A 23,464-nucleotide genomic window follows, 5' to 3' on the forward strand; every position below is an offset into this window, starting at 1 on the left:
TTAGATGAATGAAGATGAACGCCTTGTGAATCCGGATCATGTCGAGCGTGGCGATAATGCGTTGCGGCCAACGTCGCTTGGCGAATTTATCGGTCAGGGTAATGGCCGGCAAAATCTGGAAACCTTTATCCATGCGGCGCGTGATCGTGGCGATGCGATGGACCACACATTGTTGCATGGCCCTCCCGGGCTTGGCAAAACAACGCTTGCCCAGATTGTATCGTCAGAACTTGGGGTTGGTTTTCGTGGCACGTCGGGGCCGGTCATTGCACGTGCTGGTGATCTGGCAGCCTTGCTGACCAATCTGCGTCCTCGTGACGTTCTGTTTATTGATGAAATTCACCGTCTTGCCCCTGTGGTTGAAGAGGTGCTGTATCCTGCGATGGAAGATTTTCAGCTTGATCTGATTATCGGTGAGGGGCCGTCTGCACGGTCTGTTCGGATTGACTTGCCGCCCTTTACCCTGGTTGGTGCAACAACGCGGTCTGGTCTATTGACAACGCCATTACGTGACCGCTTTGGCATCCAGATGCGGATGCAATTTTATACCCGAGATGAACTCGCGCTGATTTTACATCGGCAGGCTGTAAAGCTGGGTCTCGATTTGGCGGCAGATGGCGCCAGCGAGATTGCAGGCCGGGCGCGCGGAACCCCCCGTGTTGCGGGACGTCTGCTGCGGCGGGTACGCGATATTGCGGCGGTGGCTGGGCATAACAGGGTCACAGCCGAGATTGCTGACACAGCGCTTCATCGTCTCGAAGTCGATGCGGCAGGTCTTGACGCAATGGATCGTCGTTACCTGTCATGTCTGGCTGAGTCCTATGCTGGCGGGCCGGTTGGTGTTGAAACATTAGCGGCGGTTCTGTCCGAACAACGCGACGTGCTTGAAGAGGTAATCGAACCCTATTTGATGCAAACAGGTCTGTTGATGCGGACGCCGCGCGGTCGATGCCTGTCGAGTGGTGGCTGGTCCTATCTGGGCATCACACCGCCAGCGTCGGCAACGCAGCAACTTGATTTGTTGCAGGCCGATGACGAAAATGGTGATGATCATTAAATGATGAATGTGCCTGAGCAACAAAAACAACATCTTGATGGCTGGCTTGAGGGTGATACTCATGGGTACTGTTTGCGTGTTCAATATGAAGACACCGATGCAGGTGGTATTACCTATCATGCGCAATATCTAGCGTTTGCCGAGCGCGCACGGTCAGCCTATCTGCGCCTTCTTGGCGTGGATCAGCCCAGCTTGCTTGCACAGCAGAGTCAGGGATTTGTGGTGCGCCATATTGAGATCGACTATCTGCAAGCGGCCCCATATGACAGCCTGCTTTGTGTTGAGACAAAGCTTATCAAAATGCGTGGTGCCTCATTTAAATTACAACAAATTATAAATAATAATGCACATCGCCACATTGTTGCCCGACTTTTCGTGGACATAGTCTTTGTAACATTCGACGAAAACCGGAAAACAAAACCTGAAAAGATTTCAAAGGCGATTATAAACAAGCTGACTTTAACCGAATAGGCAATGCACTAAGCCATGATGAAAGACTATGTGAGAGTTGGTGTTAGTTAGCTAGCTGACAAAATCAGAACTTAATCTATGACTATCAATATCACTGTTAGGGTGAGAACAGGGGAAATTAATGAATTCAGCCGATTTAACCGTTACCAGTTCAGCGTCGGATCTTAGCACGTGGGGCTTGTTCCTTGCTGCCGACCCATTGGTCAAATTTGTTATGCTTTTGTTGGTGCTGGCCTCAATCTGGTGCTGGGCAATTATTATTGAAAAGATTTCATCAGTGCGTCGTGAACGCCGCTTTGCCCAGCAATTTGAAGATGCCTTCTGGGCAGGTGGGTCACTTGATCAGCTGTACGATGATACCGGCCCTGACGCAGAAGGATCCATGTCCAAGGTTTTTGTTGCCGCCATGCGGGAATGGCGGCGCGCATCAGCACGTGGCCTGGCCAGTAGCACCCGCTCGGATTTGAGGGCATCACTGGTCAGCCGGATCGAGCGTTCGATGAATTTCACCATCACCCGTGAGATGGAGCGACTTGAACGTGGCATGAATTTTCTGGCTTCGATCGGTTCGGTGTCGCCTTTTGTTGGTCTGTTTGGAACGGTATGGGGTATCATGAGTTCCTTTCAGTCGATTGCCGAGTCCAAAAACACGTCGCTTGCCGTTGTTGCCCCCGGCATTGCCGAAGCGTTGTTCGCAACCGCGCTTGGTCTGGCTGCCGCGATACCAGCCGTTACAGCCTATAATAAATTTGCAGGTGATCTTGAGCGACACAGCGCGCGTCTAGAAACATTTGCGCAGGAATTCAGCACTTTGCTTGGGCGTCAGCTTGACGAGGGAGATAACTAATGGGCGCAAATGTAAAGCGATCTGGCAGAGGTGGACGACATCGCCCGATGGGTGAAATCAATGTCACACCTTTTGTTGACGTTATGCTGGTGCTGTTGATTGTTTTCATGGTGACAGCCCCGTTGCTGACTGTTGGTGTGGAAGTTGATTTACCAAAAACACGGGCAGGCAGCATCAATGCAGATGCGGCGCCTCTGGTTGTGTCAATTAAGGCTGATGGCGAACTGTATCTGCAGGAAACAATGATCGAATCCGACAAATTGATTCCTCGTTTGAAAGCCATTTCGCAAGCCAATCCGGCGGTGCGTATTTTTGTGCGTGGTGATACATCGGTAATGTATGGCGATGTGCTTGGGGTTATGGGTCGCATTCAATCAGCTGGTTTCGAGAAAGTAGCACTGGTCGCGCGGCTGCCCGAACAGGAATAGATCAAAATTGGATCACTCTATATGACGTCTCGTCCGGTCATAATTTCAGTAACTTTGCATATCGCAATAGCGGTATTGTTTGCGGTTGGCTTGCCGTCTATCAAACGCAAGCTTCCCGAAGAACAGCCGATCATCGCGATGGAAATTGTGCAGACTGTGCCGATTTCGAATTTGACCGAAGGCGCACAGGAAAGCACTGCCAAAAAAGCACAGGAACCTGCCAAACGTAAAAATACCCCGCCGCCGCCACCGCCAAAAGCTGCGCCTAAATCGAAACCCGTCAAGCCTGTTGCCAAGGTAAAGCCAAAGTCAGTGCCGACGCCAAAGGCACCAGACAAGACAGCTGAAATCATTCCTGATAAGGCAAAGCCAAAACCCAAGGTGAAGCCCAAGCCAGCACCGGTCAAAACGCCAACACCGCCCCAAACAAAACCAAAGCGCACGGAAGCGGCAGCAGCCCCAACCAAACTGCCTAAAGCGCCGCCACGTCGCGAAAACAAAATGGCCAAAGCCAGCAAACAAAAGAAAAAACAGGCGCAGGCGTTAACGGGTGTTATGCAAAATCTTGCCAAGGCAAAACAGGTCAATGAGGAAGCCGAAAAGAAGCGCCGCGCCCAAGAGCGTAAAAAGGCGGCTGAAAAGGTTAACAAGACATTGACTGCTACAACTGGCAATGCGCTGAAAGCACCAAAGGCACCTGTGATTGCACCGATGGGCGCATCAGATTTTGACCTGCTACGGGCGCATTTGTCTAAATGCTGGGATTTGCCAGTGGGCAGCGCTGGTGCCGATACCCTTATTGTTGACATAATTGTAACGTCAGATAGGGACGGAACAGTACTGAGCGCGGAGATTAAAAACAAAACACGATATAAAATTGATCGTGCTTTCAAAGCAGCAGCGGCAGAAGCGCAACGGGCGACTTTGGAATGTTCGCCATTGCCATTGCCACCAGAAAAATATGATCAATGGAAATCGTTTGTTTTTGCCTTTGACCCGCGTTCGCTGTCCAGATAATGGCTTGAAACAAGATATCTTGTGACATTCTGATGGATGAAATGGGTGAACTTTAATGTTAGTACAACGTGTTTTCGCTATATTAGCTATAAGCTGAAAATTGTGTTTTGATGAAATTAATGTGGTTATTTGGATGTGATGCAAATGAAACTTTCAATACGTAATTTTATGTTTCGGGTTTTGATGATAATGACCGTTATGGTCGCTGGGGTCGCCCACGCCCAATTGCGTGTCGTCATCACCGAAGGTCAGGTTGCCCCAACACCTATCGCGATTGCTGATTTTACCGGTCCGGATGGCGAGGTTACCGAAATTGGCCGCCAGATGTCGGCGATTATCTCGAATGATCTTGAAAGTTCAGGCTTGTTTCAGCCCATTGACAGTGCGGCCTTTATCTCACCGCCAAAAGCGCCGTCCATTCGGCCTAATTTTTCTGACTGGACACCTGTTGGGGCAAAGGGGTTGCTTGTGGGTTCGGCCTATACCGATGAAAACGGTATGCTTCAGGTCGAATTTGTGCTGTGGGATGTTGTAACGCAAAAGGATATCACCCAGGGAAGCGGAAATTCCGATCCAGCAGGTTTGCGGCAGTTGTCACATAAGATCGCAGATTATGTTTACGAAGAATTCACCGGTGATACTGGCTATTTCGACACCCAGATTGTTTACGTTGCAGAAAGTGGATCACAGTCCCAGCGCGTCAAGCGCCTAGCAATCATGGATCAAGATGGTCACAATCATCGTTACCTGACCAATGGTCTTGATCTGGTGCTGACGCCGCGGTTTTCACCAACCGCCAATGAGGTTGCCTATCTGAATTATTTCAATGAGGAGCCGAATGTCTATTTGCTGGATGTGTTTACCGCGCGCACCGAACGGCTTGGTTCATTTCCGGGGATGACATTTGCTCCGCGTTTTGGTCCAGATGGCGACAAGCTGATTATGAGCCTAGCCAAAGACGGCCTGACCGATATCTATGAAATGGATATGCGCACGCAATCAATAACTCAGTTAACCAAATCAGCATCAATTGATACGTCACCCTCATATTCGCCTGATGGGAAACGCATTGTCTTCAATTCGGATCGTGGAGGAAGCCAACAGCTATATGTCATGAATGCTGATGGTAGCAATGTAAAGCGGATCAGCTATGGTGATGGCCGTTATGCTACTCCTGTATGGTCGCCTCGTGGTGACATCGTTGCCTTTACCAAGATGACAGGTGGTACATTCTATATTGGCGTGATGAATATTGATGGAACTGGCGAGCGGCTTTTGGCGCAGGGGTTTCTTGTAGAAGGTCCAACATGGGCGCCAAATGGGCGCGTTTTGATGTATTTCAAGCAACAGCCTTTCAAGGATGACGGTTCGGGTGGCAAGACAGCTTTATATCGGGTCGATATAACCGGCTTTAACGAGCGCCGAATAATAACACCGTCAGACGCATCAGATCCAGCATGGTCACCGTTACTGCGGTAAATGGTAAAGTAGCAAGCAAGATGAAGTGCTGAATGAAAGGCAATATTGCGAAAATAGCCCCAAAATAGATATGTTTACTTTAATATGTTCGCAAATTGGCGAAATTACGTTGCTTTTAGAGCAAAATTAATGTTTCTTAAGGGCGTTATGTTGTGTAATATTAGCCAGCAAAAATAAAGTTGGTCTATAACAAAACATTTTTTGGATATTTACTTTTAAATGTATTTACGTTTGGTCAATGAAACCTTGGTTATTATTGCATGGCTTGGTTAAATTGTATTATTGAGCACTAAAAGTAATTTTTACGGAGTTGGCCGCCAGCCTCCGTTAACAAAAGGCCATAGATAATGACTATTTTGAAACTATGAACAACAAAACCGGGATACTGGTAAACAAATCGAGGGCATAAAAATGGTACAACGCCTGATAGCTATTCTTTCTGCAGCTTTTCTTCTAGGGGCTTGTGAAACAGCTTCAACAACTTCAAGTGATAGCGCCAGCGACAGCGCGTCATCATCTGCTTCAGGCGCTGCAACAGCGTCCGCTTCATCAACTGACACTAGTTCATCAAGTGCATCTTCAAGCGCATCTTCAAGCTCATCAAGCGCTGATGATGCGATGACAACTGCTGAAAAGCTGGCAAGAGTTGGCAACACAGTCTATTTCGACTTTGATAGTGCAGTGCTCAGCTATGATGCGCAGGTAACTTTGTCGCGTCAGTCTGCGTTCCTACAGCTTAACCCTGAAGCGGTGGTTGTGATCGAGGGACATTGTGATGAGCGCGGCACACGCGAATATAACCTCGCACTTGGTGATCGTCGTGCCTCAGCAGCGCGCGATTTTCTTCTTGCCAAAGGTATCGATGCTGCGCGTATCCGTACCGTATCCTACGGCAAAGAGCGCCCTGCAATGCTAGGTTCAAACGAAGAATCTTGGGCTAAGAACCGTCGCGCTGCGACCGTGCTTAACTAAGCTGTAACCGTTAATGATCTAATTTTAGAAAAGGGGCTGTATGGCCCCTTTTTTGTGCCTAATTTTTGCCTAAAAGTTAGGCTATTGTAATGACTCGCTATTATTTGAGGCTTCTAACATGTTCCTACGTTCACATTCCATTCGCATTTTGAGCCTGTGGCTTCTGTTAGCGGCTATGTCAGTCGAAACATCTTTTGCGCAAAGTGCGGCTACAGGTACCACTGGAAATAGTGATACGACAAGCGCGCTACTCACCCGACATCAGCAACGCATGGATATTCTTGAAGCCGGTTTAAAGGAAATCCGCGGTGTGCTGGAAAAAGACCTGCGTGAAATCGGTATGAAGATTCAGCAACTTGATAGTAGTGCAGCAAAAGGTGACAGCACTAAAAGTGCCGATATGCAGATGCTCAATGACAAGATGGAACGTCTGACTGACATGATCGCGATGACAAACCGCCGGATGGAACGAACTCTTGAAATAACATCCGATACGGAATTTCGTCTTTTGCGCTTGGAAAAGCGCATGCAAACCTTGCTGTCGCTGGGCAGTGACAGTTTGGCAAATGCTGTAATCGGGCAGGACACAAATCCGGCAAAGCCGCGCGCTGATGTTTTGATGAATCGCAGTGAAGGATCGGATGGCACCACCTGGTCAGTTGACGAAAAGGCACTTGCCGATAAAATGCAGGAAAATACGAACACCAATAACAATTCTGGCAGTGTGACGGCTAGTGGGGCCGCTGGACTTACGGCAGGGTCTGATCCCTCAGGTAATGCTGGCCAGAATGATGATATGGCAAATGTAAATGCACTTGACGTTGCCGGCGTGGGACGTGATCCAGATGTCACCGCGCAGGGGAACGATATGTCGGCAAAAGATAAGACCGTGGCAAATACGGATACCACACAGATTGGCAGAGATACAAAACAATCAGAAGAAGTTGTTGTACCGGCAAAGCCAGTGGTTTTGCCAGATTCAAGCCCTGAAGAGCAATATCGTTTTGCCCTTGGTCGGGCTTTGCAGAATGATTTGGAAACAGCCGAAGCGGCCTTTGCCGAATTCAAACAGTTAAATAAAGGGCATGAGCGCGAGGCTGATGCCGTTTACTGGCTTGGGCGTGTTCAGTTCATGCGCAAAAAATATGAAAAGGCAGCTATGACCTTTTCCGAATTCAATGGTGATTTTCCCGGTGATGCCCGCCTTGTTGATACAACGATGTGGATTGCTGAATCGGTTTCACATTTTGCTGAACCAGAACAAGCCTGCGCTATCTATGAATCTTTGCCGCAATTGCTTGACGCACCGCCTGAAGCATTCCTAAAGCAACTGGCGACGCTTAGTGCTACGGCGAAGTGCGGTAGTTAGATGATGTCATGCGCGGATTCACAGCTGATGCGCTGACGCGCCTTGATACGGAATTTGCCGCCGCCATGTCGGCTGCGGGTTTAGACCAGCATATTTCCTTTGTTTCGGCCTTGTCCGGTGGGGCGGATAGTACCGCTTTATGCTTGTTAATGTCTCGTTTTGCGGTGGCGTCAGGTAAGGCGCATCGCGCTATCATTGTCGATCATGGTATTCGCGAAAATGCTGGCGCCGAAGCGGCGCGCGTTGCCGCACGGATGCAGAAATTTGGCATCAATGTAAAAATCGAAAAGGTCAGCGATAAGGCACCAGAAACTGGTATTCAGGCATGGGCACGTCGGCAGCGCTTTGAGATTATGCTTGCACATGCCCGCCGTGATAATGCGGCATTATTGGTTGGCCATCACGCTGGTGATCAGGCCGAAACGATTGCCATGCGGCTTGGCAAAGACTCGGGTCTGGTGGGGCTTGCCGGCATGAAACGCACAAGCTGGCGCGCTGGCGTACCGATCGGGCGTCCATTGCTAGATTGGCCAGCTGATCGTATGGCCGACATATGCCGGATTTTTGCGTGTGAATTTGAAGATGACCCCAGTAATTTAGATCGTCGATTTGAAAGGATACGGTTGCGTCAATTTATGATGCAAGACAAAGCCTATGGCGCAAAACTATGCCGACTTGGTGATGCGGCACGGCAGCTTCTGGCCATGCTGGATCAGACATTGGCTGACAGCCTTGCCAGAGATATAAGACTTGATGCGGCTGGTTATGCGCGCTTGCCAGATTATCGAACTGATACCAAACATGACGCCACTACATATCTTGCTGACATGCCAGAAATTGCTTGGCATCGCGCTATGGGGCGTCTGCTTCATCAGGTGGGCGGGCAAACCTATGCCCCTAGCTATGAGGCACTATGTAGACTTCGTACGCGAATGCAACGCGGATTAAGTAGCACCTTGTCAGCTTGTCTGGTTACACCTGCTGGCAACACGGATTATCTGGTTGTCAGAGAGGTGGGTAGGACGTTACAGGAACAGCCTGTAGAGACAGATTTAGATGCTATTTTTGCTGGTTGCTGGCATGTTACTAGCAAGATTCCGGGCAAGGTTTTGGCCTTTGGGCATACGAAATTGGCACAAACGCCATCCCGGGCAGCACTACCGCCAGAATGGGATGTGATCCCGCATATTATCCGCCAGTCGATTCCTGTCATTCAAAGTCTTGACGAAGAGGTCTTTTATCCCCAAATAATGGATAGTACGAATAACCATAACGCGCTTGATGCGCCTGCAAATGCTAGATTCTTGCCATTGGCACCGGGACAGGCACTGCAACCAATGTAAAATATGACGGTAGCTAATGCCGTCAAAACGATGAAGGGTCTGTGAATCGTGAACAATATGGGACGTAATATTATTATCTGGCTCATTTTTGGAGCGGCCTTATTTGGGCTTTTTAATCTGTTCCAACAGCCATCAACGACACCGCAGACCAATCAGGTTGCCTATTCTGATTTTATCGCTGAGGTCGAAGGCCAGCAGATTGTCGAAGTTGTTATCGATGGTCGCAACCTGACAGGTAAATCCAAATCAGGCCGGATCGTGTCCAGTGTCATGCCTGAGGGAACCGATGTTGTGACGGTACTTGACGCAAATGATGTCCGCATCATTGCCAGTCCCGAAGAAAGTAATATGCCGGGGCTGTTCTCGATTCTTCTGTCATGGTTCCCGATGCTTTTATTCATCGGCGTCTGGATTTTCTTCATGCGACAGATGCAAGGTGGCTCACGCGGTGCGATGGGCTTTGGCAAATCACGTGCAAAATTGCTGACCGAACATCAGGGTCGCACAACTTTTGAAGATGTTGCCGGCATTGATGAAGCCAAGACCGAGCTTGAAGAAGTTGTCGAGTTTCTGAAAGATCCCGGTAAATTTCAGCGTCTAGGTGGTAAAATTCCTAAAGGTGTTTTGCTGGTGGGACCGCCAGGAACTGGTAAAACATTGCTTGCTAAAGCTATCGCTGGCGAGGCGAATGTTCCGTTCTTTACCATTTCAGGTTCTGATTTTGTCGAAATGTTTGTTGGTGTTGGCGCCAGCCGTGTTCGTGACATGTTCGAGCAAGGCAAAAAGAACGCGCCATGTATTATTTTCATCGATGAAATCGACGCCGTTGGCCGGCATCGTGGTGCTGGTCTTGGCGGGGGTAATGACGAACGCGAACAGACCTTGAACCAGATGCTTGTTGAGATGGATGGTTTCGAAGCGAATGAAGGGGTAATCCTGATCGCCGCAACGAACCGTCCGGATGTGCTTGATCCGGCTTTATTACGCCCTGGGCGTTTTGACCGTCAGGTTGTGGTGCCAAACCCGGATGTAATGGGTCGTGAAAAAATTCTTAAAGTGCATATGCGCAAAACACCGCTTGCCGAAGGTGTAGAGCCACGTATTATCGCCCGCGGTACCCCCGGATTTTCAGGTGCGGATCTTGCCAATCTGGTCAATGAAGCGGCATTGCTGGCTGCCCGCAAAGGCCGCCGCACCGTATCCATGAGCGAGTTTGAAGAAGCAAAAGACAAGGTCATGCTTGGATCTGAACGCCGTTCAATGGTGATGACCGATGAGGAAAAACGCCTGACAGCTTATCATGAAGCTGGTCACGCCGTTGTGGCGTTGCATTGTCCGGCATCCGATCCGATTCACAAGGCAACGATCATTCCTCGTGGTCGCGCGCTTGGCATGGTAATGCGGCTACCCGAAGGTGACCGAATTTCGCTTGCACGTGACAAAATCTATGCGGATCTGCGGGTGGCCTGTGGTGGCCGTATTGCCGAAGATATGATCTTTGGTGAAGATAAGATCACAACGGGTGCATCTTCTGATATCCGCATGGCGACCGATATGGCACGCCGTATGGTTACCGAATGGGGCATGTCCGACAAGCTAGGCTTTCTGGCCTATAGTGCCGATGAACAGGAAGTTTTCCTTGGCAGGTCCGTATCACAGCAAAAGAATATGTCTGATGCTACGGCCTCGATAATCGATGCGGAAACCCGCAGGATTGTCGATGAGGCCTATAGTGCGGCTGCTAAAATTTTGAAAAAGCATAGTGTTGAACTCGAACGTATTGCCCAAGGTCTTCTTGAATATGAAACGCTTGATGGCAATGACATCAGCATCATCGTTGAAGGCGGAACACTTGTGCGTGAAGAGGCGGCTGACGAAGTGCCTGAAAGCCCACGGGCGAAAACAAGGTCTCGTACCGGGTTGCCTAAATCAGGCCGTCCAAAAAAACCAGGCAACGAACCGGTTTAGCCAGTGAGGTTAGCCAGTGTCTGATTACGCTCCTATAAACTATAAGGCGGCACTTACACTGCCGCCTTTTGCATGTCCGACGTGGATACGTCCACTTGTGCAAAATACCCCTCTTGATGGCGCCTTACCGCTGGCTGGTGGTTGGCGGCAATTCAGCCATGTGGATGTTGTGCAACGCGACGATGATAACAGCTATGCGGCGCGCCGGATGCATGTTGATGCGGTCATATCCACAGCAGATGACCGTAATAAGGCGGTTGCGGCTATTGAGCATCTGACAATGCCGCGTGCTGATTTTGCGGGGTTGGTGATGAACAAGCCGCAAATTATGGGCATTTTGAATGTAACACCAGACAGCTTTTCCGATGGTGGTCAGCATAACGCCCCAGCCAAGGCAATTGTGGCAGGTGCTGCGATGCAGACGGCAGGTGCCAGCATCATTGACATTGGTGGTGAGTCAACGCGGCCCGGGGCTGAGCCTATTACGCGAAATCAGGAACTGGCGCGTATTTTGCCGCCTATCACGGGTCTTGCCAAGGCAGGTGCGTTGGTGTCGGTGGACACACGACATGCTGATGTCATGACGCGGGCAACCAAGGCAGGTGCTGGTATTATTAATGATGTTGGTGGGTTGCGCGGCGATGGCGCGCTGGTGGCGGCATCCGACAGCGGTGTGCCGGTGATTATCATGCATATGCAAGGCACGCCTGAGTCAATGCAGAATGATCCGCATTATGGGTTTGCGCCTGTTGAAATTTATGAATTTCTTGAGGCTCGTATCAGCGCCGCTATCGATGCGGGCATTCCCCGTGATAAAATTGCTGTTGATCCGGGCTTTGGCTTTGGCAAGACTGTGACGCATAATATGGAATTGATGAACTGGTTTGGTATGCTTCATGGCCTTGGCGTGCCGCTATTGCTTGGTGCTAGCCGTAAATCCACCATTGCCAAAATATCCAGAGATGAAGCGGCTGACGATCGGCTTGCTGGCAGCATCGCATTGGCATTGCAAGGCATCAATGAAGGCGCGCAGATGATCCGCGTGCATGATGTGCCTGAAACCGCCCAGGCCATCGCCGTGCAGATGGCGTTATATGATGCCGTTTAAGCTGATGCCTGATTATTGCCTGATTTAGGTGAAAGATACTTGTGAAAGGACTTCGCGCTCCTCTATTCTATCTCGAAGAGGTGCCGCGCAGTAAAGGGACAATCATGGCAGGTTTATTTGGAACAGACGGGGTGCGCGCGCGGATCAACACAGGGCCGATGACGGCCGAGGCCATCGTCCGTTTGGCACTGGCGGCTGGCAGTTGGTTTGTCGCCAATAATGCGGTGGGTAAAACAGGGCGCAAAGCTGGCCGTCCGTCGGTCGTGATTGGCAAGGATACGCGCCTGTCGGGCTATATGCTGGAATCGGCATTGGTTGCTGGCTTTACCTCGATTGGGATGGATTGCCGGCTTCTGGGGCCGGTGCCAACGCCAGCAGTGGCCTATCTGACCAGCTCGCTACGTGCCGAGTTGGGGGTGATGATTTCGGCTAGTCATAATCCGCATTCTGATAATGGTATCAAATTATTTGGCCCTGACGGTTATAAGCTGGACGACGCGATCGAAACTGAAATTTCTCAATTGGCGGCGGGATCGATTGCCTTGGCCGAACCCGAAAATCTTGGGCGTGCGCGCCGGATGCTGGACTCGGTTGGACGTTATGTCGAATTTGCCAAAGCGGCGTTTCCACGGAATTTGCGGCTTGATGGTATGAAGATTGTGGTTGATTGCGCTAACGGCGCGGCCTATCGCACCGCGCCTGATACGTTGTTCGAGCTTGGTGTTGATGTGATTCCACTGGCAGTGACGCCCAATGGCATGAATATCAATGATATGTGCGGGGCGGTATCGCCACAGATGATGGCGGCGGCTGTTGTCACGCATGGCGCAGATGCAGGCATTGCGCTTGATGGTGATGCTGACCGGCTGATCATGGCGGATGAAAAGGGGCATTTGCTTGATGGCGATCAATTGCTGGCGACCTTGGCCTATGCGCTACAGCAATCGGGCAGCCTTGCTGGCGGCGGTGTTGTGGGTACGGTTATGTCGAACCGCGGGCTAGAACTCAAGCTGGCGGAATGGGGGCTTGATCTGCACCGGTCAAAGGTTGGTGATCGCTATATTCTCGAGACGATGCGCAAAACGGGCATTAATCTGGGTGGTGAACAGTCAGGCCATATTCTGCTTAGCGATTATGCGACCACAGGTGACGGCTTGCTGGCTGCCTTACAGATGCTGGCCTTGCTCAAACGAAGCGATAAAAACGCCAGTGATCTATTCACTGCCTTTACCCCCAGCCCGCAGAAACTGGAAAATATCTATGATATTGACCGCACTATTCTGGCTGATGACGCTTTGCAAGCCGATATCAGCAAGATTGAGGCCAGCATGAACGGTCAGGGGCGGGTACTTGTACGCGCGTCAGGCACCGAAAATCTGATCCGGGTGATGGTCGAGGCCGACGAAATGCCGCTTCTTGATAATGTTATGCAGGAACTAATTTTGCGCATTCAGTCTGCGACGAAATAAACCGCATATTTTCAATACATTAGCAAAAGCAAAAATATTTCACTTATCGTTTTGGCGGTATGTTGACAAGCGGCGGGTGGTCTGTCATTCCTCTGGGCGGGTCGTCACCTCCCAACAGGTGGCCACATTTTGAACTGAGGATCACCATGTCTCCTTCCGCTAAACCGGCTATCAAGCCGGCGTCTCCGCATTTTTCATGCGGCCCGACCAAGAAACGGCCTGGATGGTCCGCTTCTGATCTTGATATCTCGGTGCTTGGTCGCTCGCACCGCGCCAAACATCCCAAAGCCAAAATTCAATCCGTACTTATAAAGATGCGTACCCTTCTGGGACTGCCATCCGATTATCATATCGCGATTGTGCCGGGTTCGAATACGGGCGCGGTTGAAATGGCGCTCTGGTCATTACTGGGTGCGCGCGGCGTTGATGTGCTGGCGTGGGAAGCTTTTGGCAAGACATGGGTTGCTGATGTACTGAACCAGCTCAAGATACAGGATGCCCGTGCTATCGAGGCGGATTATGGCGCCTTGCCTGATCTGGGCATGGTTAATTTTGACAATGACGTTGTCTTTACGTGGAATGGCACCACCTCGGGAGTTCGGGTGCCGCATGGCGACTGGATTCCGGCGGATCGTGCTGGCCTGACGATTTGCGACGCCACTTCGGCCTGTTTTGCCATGCATCTGCCGTGGGACAAGCTTGATGTGACCACATTCAGCTTTCAAAAGGTACTTGGCGGTGAGGGCGCGCATGGCGTCATTATCCTGTCGCCGCGGGCGGTCGAACGGTTGGAAAGCTACAGCCCGCCCTGGCCAATGCCCAAATTATTCCGGATGACCAAAAAGGGCGTGTTTGATACGGCGCTGTTTGACGGGGCAACGATCAACACGCCGTCAATGCTGGTAATCGAAGATGCACATGACGCCTTATGCTGGGCTGAGTCAATAGGTGGTCTTGCCGCGTTGATTGCCCGCGTTGATGCCAATTTTGCGGTGATCAGTGACTGGATCAAACACACCCCGAATTATGCCTTTCTGGCACATGATCCAGCGACCATCTCGCCAACCTCGGTGACATTATCGATCAGCGATGACTGGTTTGTGACTGCCGATGCCGCTGTGCAGAAAGCGATCACCACCGATATTCAGGCGGTGCTGGCGGATGAAGATGTCGCGTTCGATATCGGTGCCTATCGTGATGCGCCGTCGGGTTTGCGCATCTGGGCGGGGGCAACGGTTGCGACCGATGATCTGGCAGCTTTGATGCCATGGCTGGACTGGGCTTATGAAACGGTGCGCGCCCGCCATATGGAGTCGGCATAGCTGCCATATTTGTAACAGGGTCATTTCCGAATTAACGCCAGCTTGCTGGCACATAAATAAAGATGAATGAAAGGGCAGATCATGCCAAAAGTATTGATAAGCGATAAACTAAGCCCCCGCGCCGTGGATATTTTCACCGAACGCGGCGTTGATGTTGATGTAAAGCCTGGCCTGTCACCCGATGAGTTGGCAGCGATCATTGGCGAATATGATGGGCTAGCGATACGCTCGGCGACCAAGGTGACTAGGGATATTCTGGATGCCGCACCAAATCTGAAAGTCGTTGGCCGTGCGGGCATTGGCGTTGATAATGTCGACATTCCCGAAGCCACCAAACGCGGCGTTGTGGTTATGAACACGCCATTCGGCAATGCTGTTACCACCGCCGAACACGCGATCACGATGATATTGTCACTGGCACGCCAGATTCCTGCGGCTAATGAATCGACGCAAGCGGGCAAATGGGAAAAATCCCGCTTCATGGGTACCGAAATTACCGGCAAGCGGCTGGGCATTATCGGCTGTGGCAATATTGGTGCGATTGTTGCTGATCGCGCGCAAGGGCTGAAAATGCGGGTGATGGGATATGATCCGTATCTGACACCTGAAAATGCAACCCGGCTGGGCATTGAAAAAGTAGAACTCGATGAATTGCTGGCACAGGCTGATTTTATTACCCTGCATACGCCGCTGACCGATGGCACCCGTAATATCATCAGCGCCGATGCGCTGAACAAGACCAAAAAGGGCGTGCGGATCGTGAATTGCGCCCGTGGCGGTCTGGTTGATGAAATGGCCTTGGCGGCGGCGCTGGGAACGGGGCATGTCGCAGGCGCGGCACTGGATGTATTTGAAAACGAACCGGCAACGGATAATATCCTGTTTGGCATGGATAACGTGGTGGCGACGCCGCATCTGGGGGCCAGCACCACCGAAGCACAGGAAAAGGTCGCGTTGCAGGTTGCCGAACAGATGGCCGATTTTCTGGTCAAGGGCGCGGTAACCAACGCGCTCAATATGGCCTCGGTCAGTGCCGAAGAAGCGCCAATCTTGAAGCCCTATATGGTGCTGGGTCGTCAGCTTGGCAGCTTTCTGGGACAGGTTGAAAGCGAAGGTCTGCAATCTGTATCGATCGAGCTTGATGGCAAGGCGGCGGTGCTTAATCCGGAACCGATTGTTGCCAGCACCTTGGCAGGTCTGCTGGGGCCGGTCATGGAATCGGTCAATATGGTCAATGCCGCGGCGGTGGCCAGCGCCAATGGCATCGCCGTTTCAACGGTGCGTCATGATCGCCAATGTGATTATGAAACCTTGCTACGGGTGACAATCAAACATGCGTCAGGTTCGCGTACGATCGCCGGCACGTTGGTTGGTGGTGACAAGGCACGGATCGTCGAGGTACAGCATATCGCCGTTGAATCGGACTTTCCCGCGCATCTTTTATATCTGCGGAATTATGACAAGCCCGGCTTTATTGGTGATCTTGGCACCCTATGCGGCAAATATGGCGTCAATATTGCGACTTTTCATCTGGGACGCCGTGATGTCGGCGGCGAGGCGGTTGCGCTGGTTGAAATTGATGGCGAACTGCCCGACAGCATGCTTGGCGATTTGCGCGCGTTGAAACAGGTGGTGCGTGTTGATGCCCTACAGTTCCAACAATAGGCAATTTCAACAATAGGCAGTTCCAGTAACAGGCATTTTTCACCGCAGGAATGCAGCTAATCGCACCTGTATTCTTGCCCTGCTTGCCAAGGCAATGTTATGAAAGGTGCTGGCAAAGTCCGGCATATCGTCGCGGGGCATTCCTGCCACTCAAAAGATGATCGAATTTTATGCGGGTCAGACCGCGCACAGCCTTAAGGATGACCTAATGTCGAATGTTGCAGTGATTGGTGCCCAGTGGGGTGATGAAGGTAAAGGCAAGATCGTTGACTGGCTGTCCAGCCGCGCTGATGTCGTCGTGCGCTTTCAGGGCGGACATAATGCCGGACATACATTGGTCATTGACGGGGTTGAATATAAATTATCATTATTGCCATCGGGCATTGTGCGGCCAGGCAAATTATCGGTGATTGGCAATGGTGTGGTGATCGATCCGGCACATCTATTGTCCGAGATTGACTTGCTGCGTTCGCAAGGTGCCGAAATATCCCCCGAAAGCCTGATCGTGTCGGAAAATGCCGCGCTGATCCTGCCGGTGCATAAAGCGATTGATGCGGCGCGCGAAGCGATGCGTGGGGATGCCAAAATCGGCACTACGGGTCGCGGTATCGGCCCTGCCTATGAAGATAAAATTGCCCGTCGTGCGGTGCGTCTTGGCGATCTGGCCAGCGAAGAAACCCTGCTTGAAAAGCTGACCGCCCTGGCCGCGCATCATAATGTGTGGCTGGCCGCGGGCGGGCATGATCTGGTTGATGCCAGCCAGATGAAGGACGATCTGCTGGCAATGCGCGATGCGATCATGGTCTATGCCGGACAAAGCTGGCGCGCACTGGAACAGGCACGCGATCAAGGCCAGAAGGTGCTGTTTGAAGGCGCGCAGGGCGTCATGCTCGATATCGATCATGGCACCTATCCGTTCGTGACCTCCAGCAATACCGTGGCGGGGCAGGCGGCGACGGGCGCTGGCACCGGCCCGACCAGCATCGGCTTTGTTCTGGGCATTACCAAGGCCTATACCACCCGCGTTGGCAGTGGTCCCTTTCCGACCGAAGATTTCGGCGATGATGGCACCCGCATGGGTGAACGTGGCCGTGAATTTGGCACCGTGACAGGGCGCAAGCGCCGTTGTGGCTGGTTTGACGCGGTCATGGTGCGTCAGGCAAATGCCGTGGCAGGCATTACCGGCATGGCCTTGACCAAGCTGGATGTGCTGGACGGGTTTGATGTGTTGAAAATCTGTGTTGGCTACCGGCTGGAACAGGCGGATGGCAGCGTCATAGAACTCGATCATTTCCCCGCCGATGCGCGCGCACAGGCGGCCTGTACACCAATTTACGAGGAAATGCCCGGCTGGCATGAAAGCACGCAGGGCGCCCGCGATTGGGCCAGCCTGCCCGCGAATGCGGTCAAATATATCCGCCGTCTCGAAGAACTGACGCGCACGCCCGTGACCTTGGTATCGACCAGCCCCGAGCGCGACGATACGATCCTGATGCGCGACCCGTTTGTGGGCTAGGGGTTAGGCTTAGAAATCTGACAATATGCGCAAAAACCCATTTGCCAATATGCGCAAAAACAAAGACCCCACATATAAGCGGGGTCTTTCAGCACTGGCCAAATTTTGTAATCAACTCATGGCCAGTGGCCCTTGGTAGGGTCTTAATGCGGATGCAAAGCAGTGCCGCAACATCTTTAATATAGGCCATATTCACCTTTTTGTCAAAGTTACAGATTTAATGACGCACGGACGCATGCCTTTATAGCGGATAAATCCGCCGCGTTTATTTTGGATTTTTGGTATCTTCTCTTACCGTTTACGTCTTTGCCAAGCGATAACAAATCGATGCGGTGAAATCCAAGCGAATAAATCATATCGCCTTTCACCCAGCGTGGCTGGTTGCCCCATCTTTTTGGAAGCGTAAATGGGATGTTCAAAAGATAGTGATAAGGCATTATTTTACGCGGATGTGAGGTGCTAAGCGGAATAATTGTGCATAAGCCAGCGCGCTCTTTTATAGGTGTTGAAATTACTACGGCAAGACGCCGTTTTACCATCTCAGGGGGCTTGAAGCCGTGGTCAAAATCGACTGTTACAATCGATCCGGTGGGTGGGTGGTATTTTAATGCCATGCTACCCTGTGGTCTATTGGCGGCTATCACGCCGAAATTCAGATGTAATGAATTTTATCGCGATTCATAAATTGCGCAAAATACTGGCATTTCAGCTTGGAAGATCAATGATGGCCTTCATCTTGTCACCCCGCAATTCCGCGCAGTGACTGGTATCGACCAGCCCCGAACGCGACGATACGATCCTGATGCGCGACCCGTTTGTGGGCTAGGGGTTAGGTATTCACAGGCTTACCCATTATAGTTCTTAATGTTTCTATGGGATCATCTTCATTTACTGCTTCTGAGAGATCGATTTTTACAGCCTCGACATTTTGGCCATTATCCAAAAAAGTATGCCTTGTGAAGTGTGGATAGTTTGCAAAAAATTGGTCAAGCTCTTCTGGTGTGCAGGCTTCTCTAGTCACCTCTGAATACGGAAAATTCAATAAAAGGCCATCGGGCACGCCTCTTGGTGGGTGCTCATTAGAGTAAAAACAACCACGTAAATCATCACGTTCTGTAAGACCAGACGATGCGGTAAATGTGGCACCAGAAATATCAGTATTTAGAAAAATACAATTTTTAAACTTAGTAGCAGTAAAAATTTGCGAAAGAAAGGTCTGGAGCAGGAGAATTTTGAGGATAGGTTGGTGTTATATGTCCAGGCATGAAAACAACATCGTCTAGGGTGGACTCACAAAAGATACTGTTTCGCATATCACAATTTGAAAATTTGATTGATTTGAGAGTGGCGCCCCGATCTACCCTAAGATTGATCAATGCAAAATTTTGGATTTGTTCTCGTCCATCTATCATTTCTATCTGATATTGTTGCGTGTAAATAATATCGATCAAGGTATTGAAAGCTAGATTGCCGACCGCTGAAATTGGATTATGTGAAGAAGTTAAATATCTGTTGGACTCAGGTGATATTATTTGATTTGTGTTTATTTTTAAAAATTCTCGTAAAATCTGCCTAGCCTCTTTAAAAAATGGTGAGTCTTTTTCTGTGCATGTTTCGCGAATGGCAGTTAATGCTCCGAGTTTCGTGTATTCCTCATCTCTACTTAGCCGTCCTACGGCGTCATGAAATCGTTGCTGTTTCATTGACTCAAGCTGGATATTTATTTGTTTGTTTTGTTGCTTAAGCTGTTGATTAGCTTGAAGTAATCTTCTGGCAGCAACGCTAAGTCCTAGTATCACCAAAATTAATGTAAGTATTCCGTTTACTATTTCCGATATTTTCAAAGGCTGGGCTAGTGTATTCAAACCAGCTTCAAACCATGTTGGCCAACCGATTAGATAAATAGAAATCCCTTGGAAAACGATTTGGACAAAAGGATAGACTAGCAACAATGGCCAAATCTCTTTGAACCCCCAGTCAATTACTTTTACAATCCAGTTTTTTCTTTCCTCTGCCATCTCTCCACCCCCTCAATTCATGCTTAACCCCATCACCATAACCTACGGGGTGTTAACAAATGGTTAACGGTGCCATTCTGCGGGCTGAGTTGAGTAAAATCGTGCTCAAATTAACCTTTTGATGTGAAGTCGGCTGGCCGCAATCCCGCATGAATCCTGAATATTCATGCCAGGGCGACACCGGATTTGCCATCCAATGGGTCGCTTCGTATGGTTGTGGTGCCACAAGCACGACTTCTAGATATGCGTATTAGCGACCCCTTGTCGGGTCGCCTGCTGAATATAATACCCTTTTGGGGAATAAGCAGGAACTTCGCTGATATGCATGTCATAAAAGTAAAGTTGTGTTGTGGCCGGCCTGATACCAGGGTGGCCATTTCATGATCGGGTTACATGCGCCGCCTTTGCCTTCGGGTCGCCAAAAGCGATAGCGCGGGGGCATCATGCGGCAAGGCAGATTTATTTCGCATCAACAAAATCGGCTGGATTGGCAAAATCGGCTGGATTGGCTTGGCTGGATCGGGGCAGGCCGCATCATCGCCCGCAATGCGTGGATGCTGGCTCTGATGCTTGTAATTGTGCTGATGATGATCGCGGGCATGGGGAAAATCGGGCTGATGGGCTGCACACCTGCCTTGCATGATGATGAATTGCCGATGCGCTTTGACGATTATTGTGCCTATCGCGCCGCCGAGGGGGTGTATCTGCCGCTATGCGCACAGGATGAGGCTGGCCGGATGCTGGCGCTTTATGCTTTCAGCTATGGGTGCCATTATGCCGATCCGGCTTCTTTGACCGATTGCCGCTATCTGGAAAGCGAGGTTGACCGCCTGATCCTGCGTGACATCGATAGCATGATCGATCGGGACATGATGCAGATGCTACCATGATCGGGCGACTGCGGGATTCCAGACCCGATTACCCCAATAAAGCGGGTTCGGCGACATCCTGAGTGGGTAGTAATTTCAGCTCATTGGCCTTGTCACGCACGGCCTTTTGCAATTTTTCAAAGGCGCGCACTTCGATCTGGCGGATACGTTCGCGGCTGACATTAAATTCACCCGCAAGGTCTTCCAGCGTCAAAGGCGGCTCGGCAAGACGGCGTGCCTGAAGAATGCGCTGTTCGCGTTCGTTCAACCCCTTCATCGCATCCATCATCAGATTGGCTCTGGCCGAATATTCTTCATGCTCGGCAAAGCTGGTTTCCTGATCGACCGTGTCATCTTCCAGCCAATCCTGCCATTCGCCAGTGCCTTCACCATCACGGCTAAGCGGCACATTCAGCGACCGGTCATTACCCGCCATGCGCTGGTTCATCGACATGACTTCGGCTTCGGTCACATTCAGTTCATCGGCGATATGGGTGACCTGTTCGGGTTTCAGATCACCTTCATCAATCGCCTGAATCTGGCCCTTGATGCGGCGCAGATTGAAAAACAGCTTTTTCTGTCCGGCCGTGGTGCCGATTTTTACCAGCGACCAGCTGCGCAGGATATATTCCTGAATCGCCGCCTTGATCCACCACATGGCATAGGTAGCCAGACGGAATCCCTTTTCGGGCTCGAATTTCTTGACCGCGTGCATCATGCCCAGATTGCCTTCGGAAATCAGGTCGGCAACAGGCAAGCCATAACCGCGATAGCCCATCGCAATCTTGGCAACAAGGCGCAAATGGCTGGTCACCAGCTGATGCGCCGATTCAACGTCACCTTTTTCTTTCCACGCTTTCGCCAGCATATATTCCTGCTTTGGCTCCAGCATGGGAAACGCACGTATCTGTTCAAGATAGCGCGACAGATTGCCATCGGGGCTGATTGCGGGCATCGTTGATCTGGGCTTCGATGTTGCAGTTGCCATTTATGTCTCCTGTTGCGGGGTCATTACCTAGCAATATTCATATGTTTTATATAATAATAGCAATTATACATGTAAAGAGGGCGGGATTAAGGCAGTTTTCGGCAAAAGTATTTTTCAGGCTTTTGGCCTTTTCAGGGTTATTACATACCCTTTGCACGCATGGCGACCGTATCTTCCATAAGGCTCTGTAATGAGGCCATATCCGGCGGCATTGGGGCGGTAAAGGCCAGCGCTTCACCTGTTATCGGATGTTCGAAACCCAGATGCGCTGCATGCAGGGCCTGTCGGTTAAAAGCCCGCATTTGTGCCAGACCGGTGCGCGCCCGTGTATCAGGCATCTGTCCGGCACGTGGCGCGCGGCCATAAAGTGGGTCGCCAATCACTGGATAACCGATATGTGCCATATGCACGCGGATCTGGTGCGTACGTCCGGTTTCCAATGTGCATTCAACCAGACTGCCAAAGGGTGGCAAGGTGCGCATGACACGCCAATGCGTGATCGCATGACGTCCACGGGGGTTAACCGCCTGTTTTTTGCGGTCATGCGTTGAACGGCCAAGCGGGGCATCGACCATGCCGTCGCGGTCAACACCGGTGCCCCAGACCAGCGCGTGATAGCGGCGATCAAGATCATGCGCGGCGAACATGCTGGTCAGCGTATGATGCGCAGCATCGGTTTTGGCCGCCATCATCACACCTGATGTATCCTTATCCAGCCGGTGAACGATGCCTGGGCGCATAACCCCGCCAATGCCGGTCAGGCTATCGCCGCAATGGGCAATCAGCGCATTAACCAATGTGCCGGTCAGCGAACCGGGTGCCGGATGTACAACCATGCCGGCAGGTTTATTCAGCACGATGATATGGGCGTCTTCATACAGCACATCAAGCGGGATGTTTTCGGCCTTTGGGGTGGCATCAACAGGCGGTGGTAATTCCAGCGCATAATGGCACAGGGGTTTGACCGTGCTTGAGGGATCAGCTAAGGTTCGGCCATCTTCAAGAAGCCGTTTATCAAGAATTAACGCCTTGATCCGGCTTCGAGACAAAGACTGGCCATCATCATCAAGATGTTCGGCCAGAAATTTGTCGATCCGCTGTGCGACGGCTTCGGCTGGTGCAGTGATTGACAAGGTAACCGATTGTGTAGGGTGCGAATGAGTCATGATGGCGGACAATAACGCAAAATCGACCAACAATACAAATCAAGACACCGATATTGATGCAAAAACTGGCATGGCAGATGGCGAAGCACCATCGGCGGTGATTGGGCATCTGGGCCTGATCAAGGCGATGAGCGTCATCATGGCGGTATTGATTGTGGCGGCATTAGTGACAATCATTGTCACCATATATTCACGCATGACCGCATCGAATGCGGTTAAAGAGGCTGTTGAAATCGAACTTGTCGTGCCTGCTGACACCCGCATTATCAGCGCCAGCGATGCAGAAAAGGGCGATATGCTTCTGGTTCTGGAAAATGCCAAGGGGCAGATGGTCTGGCGGGTCAATGGCACCGGTCAGGTGACGCAGAAAATGTCGATATTATCTGATTAAT

The 23,464-nt window shown here is 50.9% G+C and carries 21 protein-coding genes; 17 read left to right on the forward strand and 4 right to left on the reverse strand.

The annotated features are described in order from the left end of the window. The first annotated feature begins 4 nt into the window (after positions 1-4). The 15 genes from ruvB (at position 5) to SAR116_RS11830 (ending at position 18,031) form a co-directional block, all read left to right on the forward strand. Entirely contained in the window at positions 5-1,057 is a 1,053-nt protein-coding gene (gene ruvB / locus SAR116_RS11760) for a Holliday junction branch migration DNA helicase RuvB (RefSeq protein ID WP_013047164.1), read from the forward strand. Further along, a complete protein-coding gene (locus SAR116_RS11765; RefSeq protein WP_013047165.1) occupies positions 1,058-1,528 on the forward strand; it encodes a YbgC/FadM family acyl-CoA thioesterase in 471 nt (156 codons plus the stop codon). Positions 1,529-1,649: 121 nt separating this feature from the next. Further along, a complete protein-coding gene (gene tolQ / locus SAR116_RS11770) occupies positions 1,650-2,375 on the forward strand; it encodes a protein TolQ (RefSeq protein ID WP_013047166.1) in 726 nt (241 codons plus the stop codon). Beyond that, positions 2,375-2,803 (forward strand): protein TolR, encoded by a 429-nt coding sequence (gene tolR, locus SAR116_RS11775; protein WP_013047167.1) that lies wholly within the window; start codon positions 2,375-2,377, stop codon positions 2,801-2,803. The genes tolQ and tolR overlap by 1 nt, the downstream gene beginning before the upstream one ends. A 21-nt stretch (positions 2,804-2,824) precedes the next feature. Then, complete coding sequence (locus tag SAR116_RS11780) at positions 2,825-3,820, forward strand: cell envelope integrity protein TolA (RefSeq protein WP_013047168.1); 996 nt, start codon at positions 2,825-2,827, stop codon at positions 3,818-3,820. A 144-nt stretch (positions 3,821-3,964) separates the two neighbouring features. Then, a complete protein-coding gene (gene tolB / locus SAR116_RS11785; RefSeq protein ID WP_320410285.1) occupies positions 3,965-5,299 on the forward strand; it encodes a Tol-Pal system beta propeller repeat protein TolB in 1,335 nt (444 codons plus the stop codon). 411 nt (positions 5,300-5,710) lie between these two features. Next, positions 5,711-6,271 carry a peptidoglycan-associated lipoprotein Pal gene (pal, locus tag SAR116_RS11790; protein WP_013047170.1) on the forward strand — a complete coding sequence of 187 codons (561 nt, stop codon included), beginning with the start codon at positions 5,711-5,713 and terminating at the stop codon, positions 6,269-6,271. A gap of 118 nt (positions 6,272-6,389) precedes the next feature. Continuing rightward, positions 6,390-7,640: a tol-pal system YbgF family protein gene (locus SAR116_RS13375; protein ID WP_013047171.1), complete on the forward strand. Its 1,251-nt coding sequence runs from the start codon at positions 6,390-6,392 to the stop codon at positions 7,638-7,640. Between the two features lie 8 nt (positions 7,641-7,648). Beyond that, positions 7,649-8,983 (forward strand): tRNA lysidine(34) synthetase TilS, encoded by a 1,335-nt coding sequence (tilS, locus tag SAR116_RS13380; RefSeq protein WP_013047172.1) that lies wholly within the window; start codon positions 7,649-7,651, stop codon positions 8,981-8,983. Between the two features lie 48 nt (positions 8,984-9,031). Then, positions 9,032-10,951, forward strand: a complete 1,920-nt coding sequence (gene ftsH, locus SAR116_RS11805) for an ATP-dependent zinc metalloprotease FtsH (RefSeq protein ID WP_041860944.1) — start codon at positions 9,032-9,034, stop codon at positions 10,949-10,951. 16 nt (positions 10,952-10,967) lie between these two features. Then, on the forward strand, positions 10,968-12,059 hold the full coding sequence (gene folP, locus SAR116_RS11810; protein WP_013047174.1) for a dihydropteroate synthase: 1,092 nt from the start codon (positions 10,968-10,970) through the stop codon (positions 12,057-12,059). Between the two features lie 101 nt (positions 12,060-12,160). Then, on the forward strand, positions 12,161-13,528 hold the full coding sequence (gene glmM / locus SAR116_RS11815; protein ID WP_190275491.1) for a phosphoglucosamine mutase: 1,368 nt from the start codon (positions 12,161-12,163) through the stop codon (positions 13,526-13,528). A gap of 146 nt (positions 13,529-13,674) precedes the next feature. After that, positions 13,675-14,850, forward strand: a complete 1,176-nt coding sequence (locus SAR116_RS11820; protein ID WP_013047176.1) for a phosphoserine transaminase — start codon at positions 13,675-13,677, stop codon at positions 14,848-14,850. Positions 14,851-14,931: 81 nt separating this feature from the next. Further along, the gene (serA, locus tag SAR116_RS11825) at positions 14,932-16,515 is read left to right on the forward strand and encodes a phosphoglycerate dehydrogenase (protein ID WP_013047177.1); all 1,584 of its coding nucleotides are present in this window, start codon (positions 14,932-14,934) and stop codon (positions 16,513-16,515) included. 208 nt (positions 16,516-16,723) lie between these two features. Further along, on the forward strand, positions 16,724-18,031 hold the full coding sequence (locus SAR116_RS11830; protein ID WP_013047178.1) for an adenylosuccinate synthase: 1,308 nt from the start codon (positions 16,724-16,726) through the stop codon (positions 18,029-18,031). A 209-nt stretch (positions 18,032-18,240) separates the two neighbouring features. On the opposite strand, the gene SAR116_RS11835 is transcribed toward SAR116_RS11830, so the two are convergent. Together SAR116_RS11835 and SAR116_RS11840 are read right to left on the reverse strand one after the other, a co-directional pair. Beyond that, the gene (locus SAR116_RS11835; RefSeq protein ID WP_041860946.1) at positions 18,241-18,645 is read right to left on the reverse strand and encodes a type II toxin-antitoxin system PemK/MazF family toxin; all 405 of its coding nucleotides are present in this window, start codon (positions 18,643-18,645) and stop codon (positions 18,241-18,243) included. Between the two features lie 570 nt (positions 18,646-19,215). Further along, the gene (locus SAR116_RS11840) at positions 19,216-20,049 is read right to left on the reverse strand and encodes a hypothetical protein (protein ID WP_013047182.1); all 834 of its coding nucleotides are present in this window, start codon (positions 20,047-20,049) and stop codon (positions 19,216-19,218) included. 443 nt (positions 20,050-20,492) lie between these two features. On the opposite strand from SAR116_RS11840, the gene SAR116_RS11845 reads away from it, so the two are divergent. Next, a complete protein-coding gene (locus SAR116_RS11845; RefSeq protein WP_013047183.1) occupies positions 20,493-20,939 on the forward strand; it encodes a hypothetical protein in 447 nt (148 codons plus the stop codon). A 28-nt stretch (positions 20,940-20,967) separates the two neighbouring features. Here SAR116_RS11845 and rpoH read toward each other — a convergent pair whose 3' ends face one another. Both rpoH and SAR116_RS11855 read right to left on the reverse strand, forming a co-directional pair. Continuing rightward, positions 20,968-21,906 (reverse strand): RNA polymerase sigma factor RpoH, encoded by a 939-nt coding sequence (rpoH, locus tag SAR116_RS11850; protein ID WP_013047184.1) that lies wholly within the window; start codon positions 21,904-21,906, stop codon positions 20,968-20,970. A gap of 140 nt (positions 21,907-22,046) precedes the next feature. After that, on the reverse strand, positions 22,047-23,072 hold the full coding sequence (locus SAR116_RS11855; RefSeq protein ID WP_013047185.1) for an RluA family pseudouridine synthase: 1,026 nt from the start codon (positions 23,070-23,072) through the stop codon (positions 22,047-22,049). Here SAR116_RS11855 and SAR116_RS11860 point away from each other — a divergent pair. Then, entirely contained in the window at positions 23,071-23,463 is a 393-nt protein-coding gene (locus SAR116_RS11860) for a hypothetical protein (protein WP_013047186.1), read from the forward strand. The genes SAR116_RS11855 and SAR116_RS11860 overlap by 2 nt on opposite strands. The last annotated feature ends 1 nt before the right edge of the window (position 23,464 follow it).

It is taken from the genome of Candidatus Puniceispirillum marinum IMCC1322 (assembly GCF_000024465.1).
Classification (GTDB): domain Bacteria; phylum Pseudomonadota; class Alphaproteobacteria; order Puniceispirillales; family Puniceispirillaceae; genus Puniceispirillum; species Puniceispirillum marinum.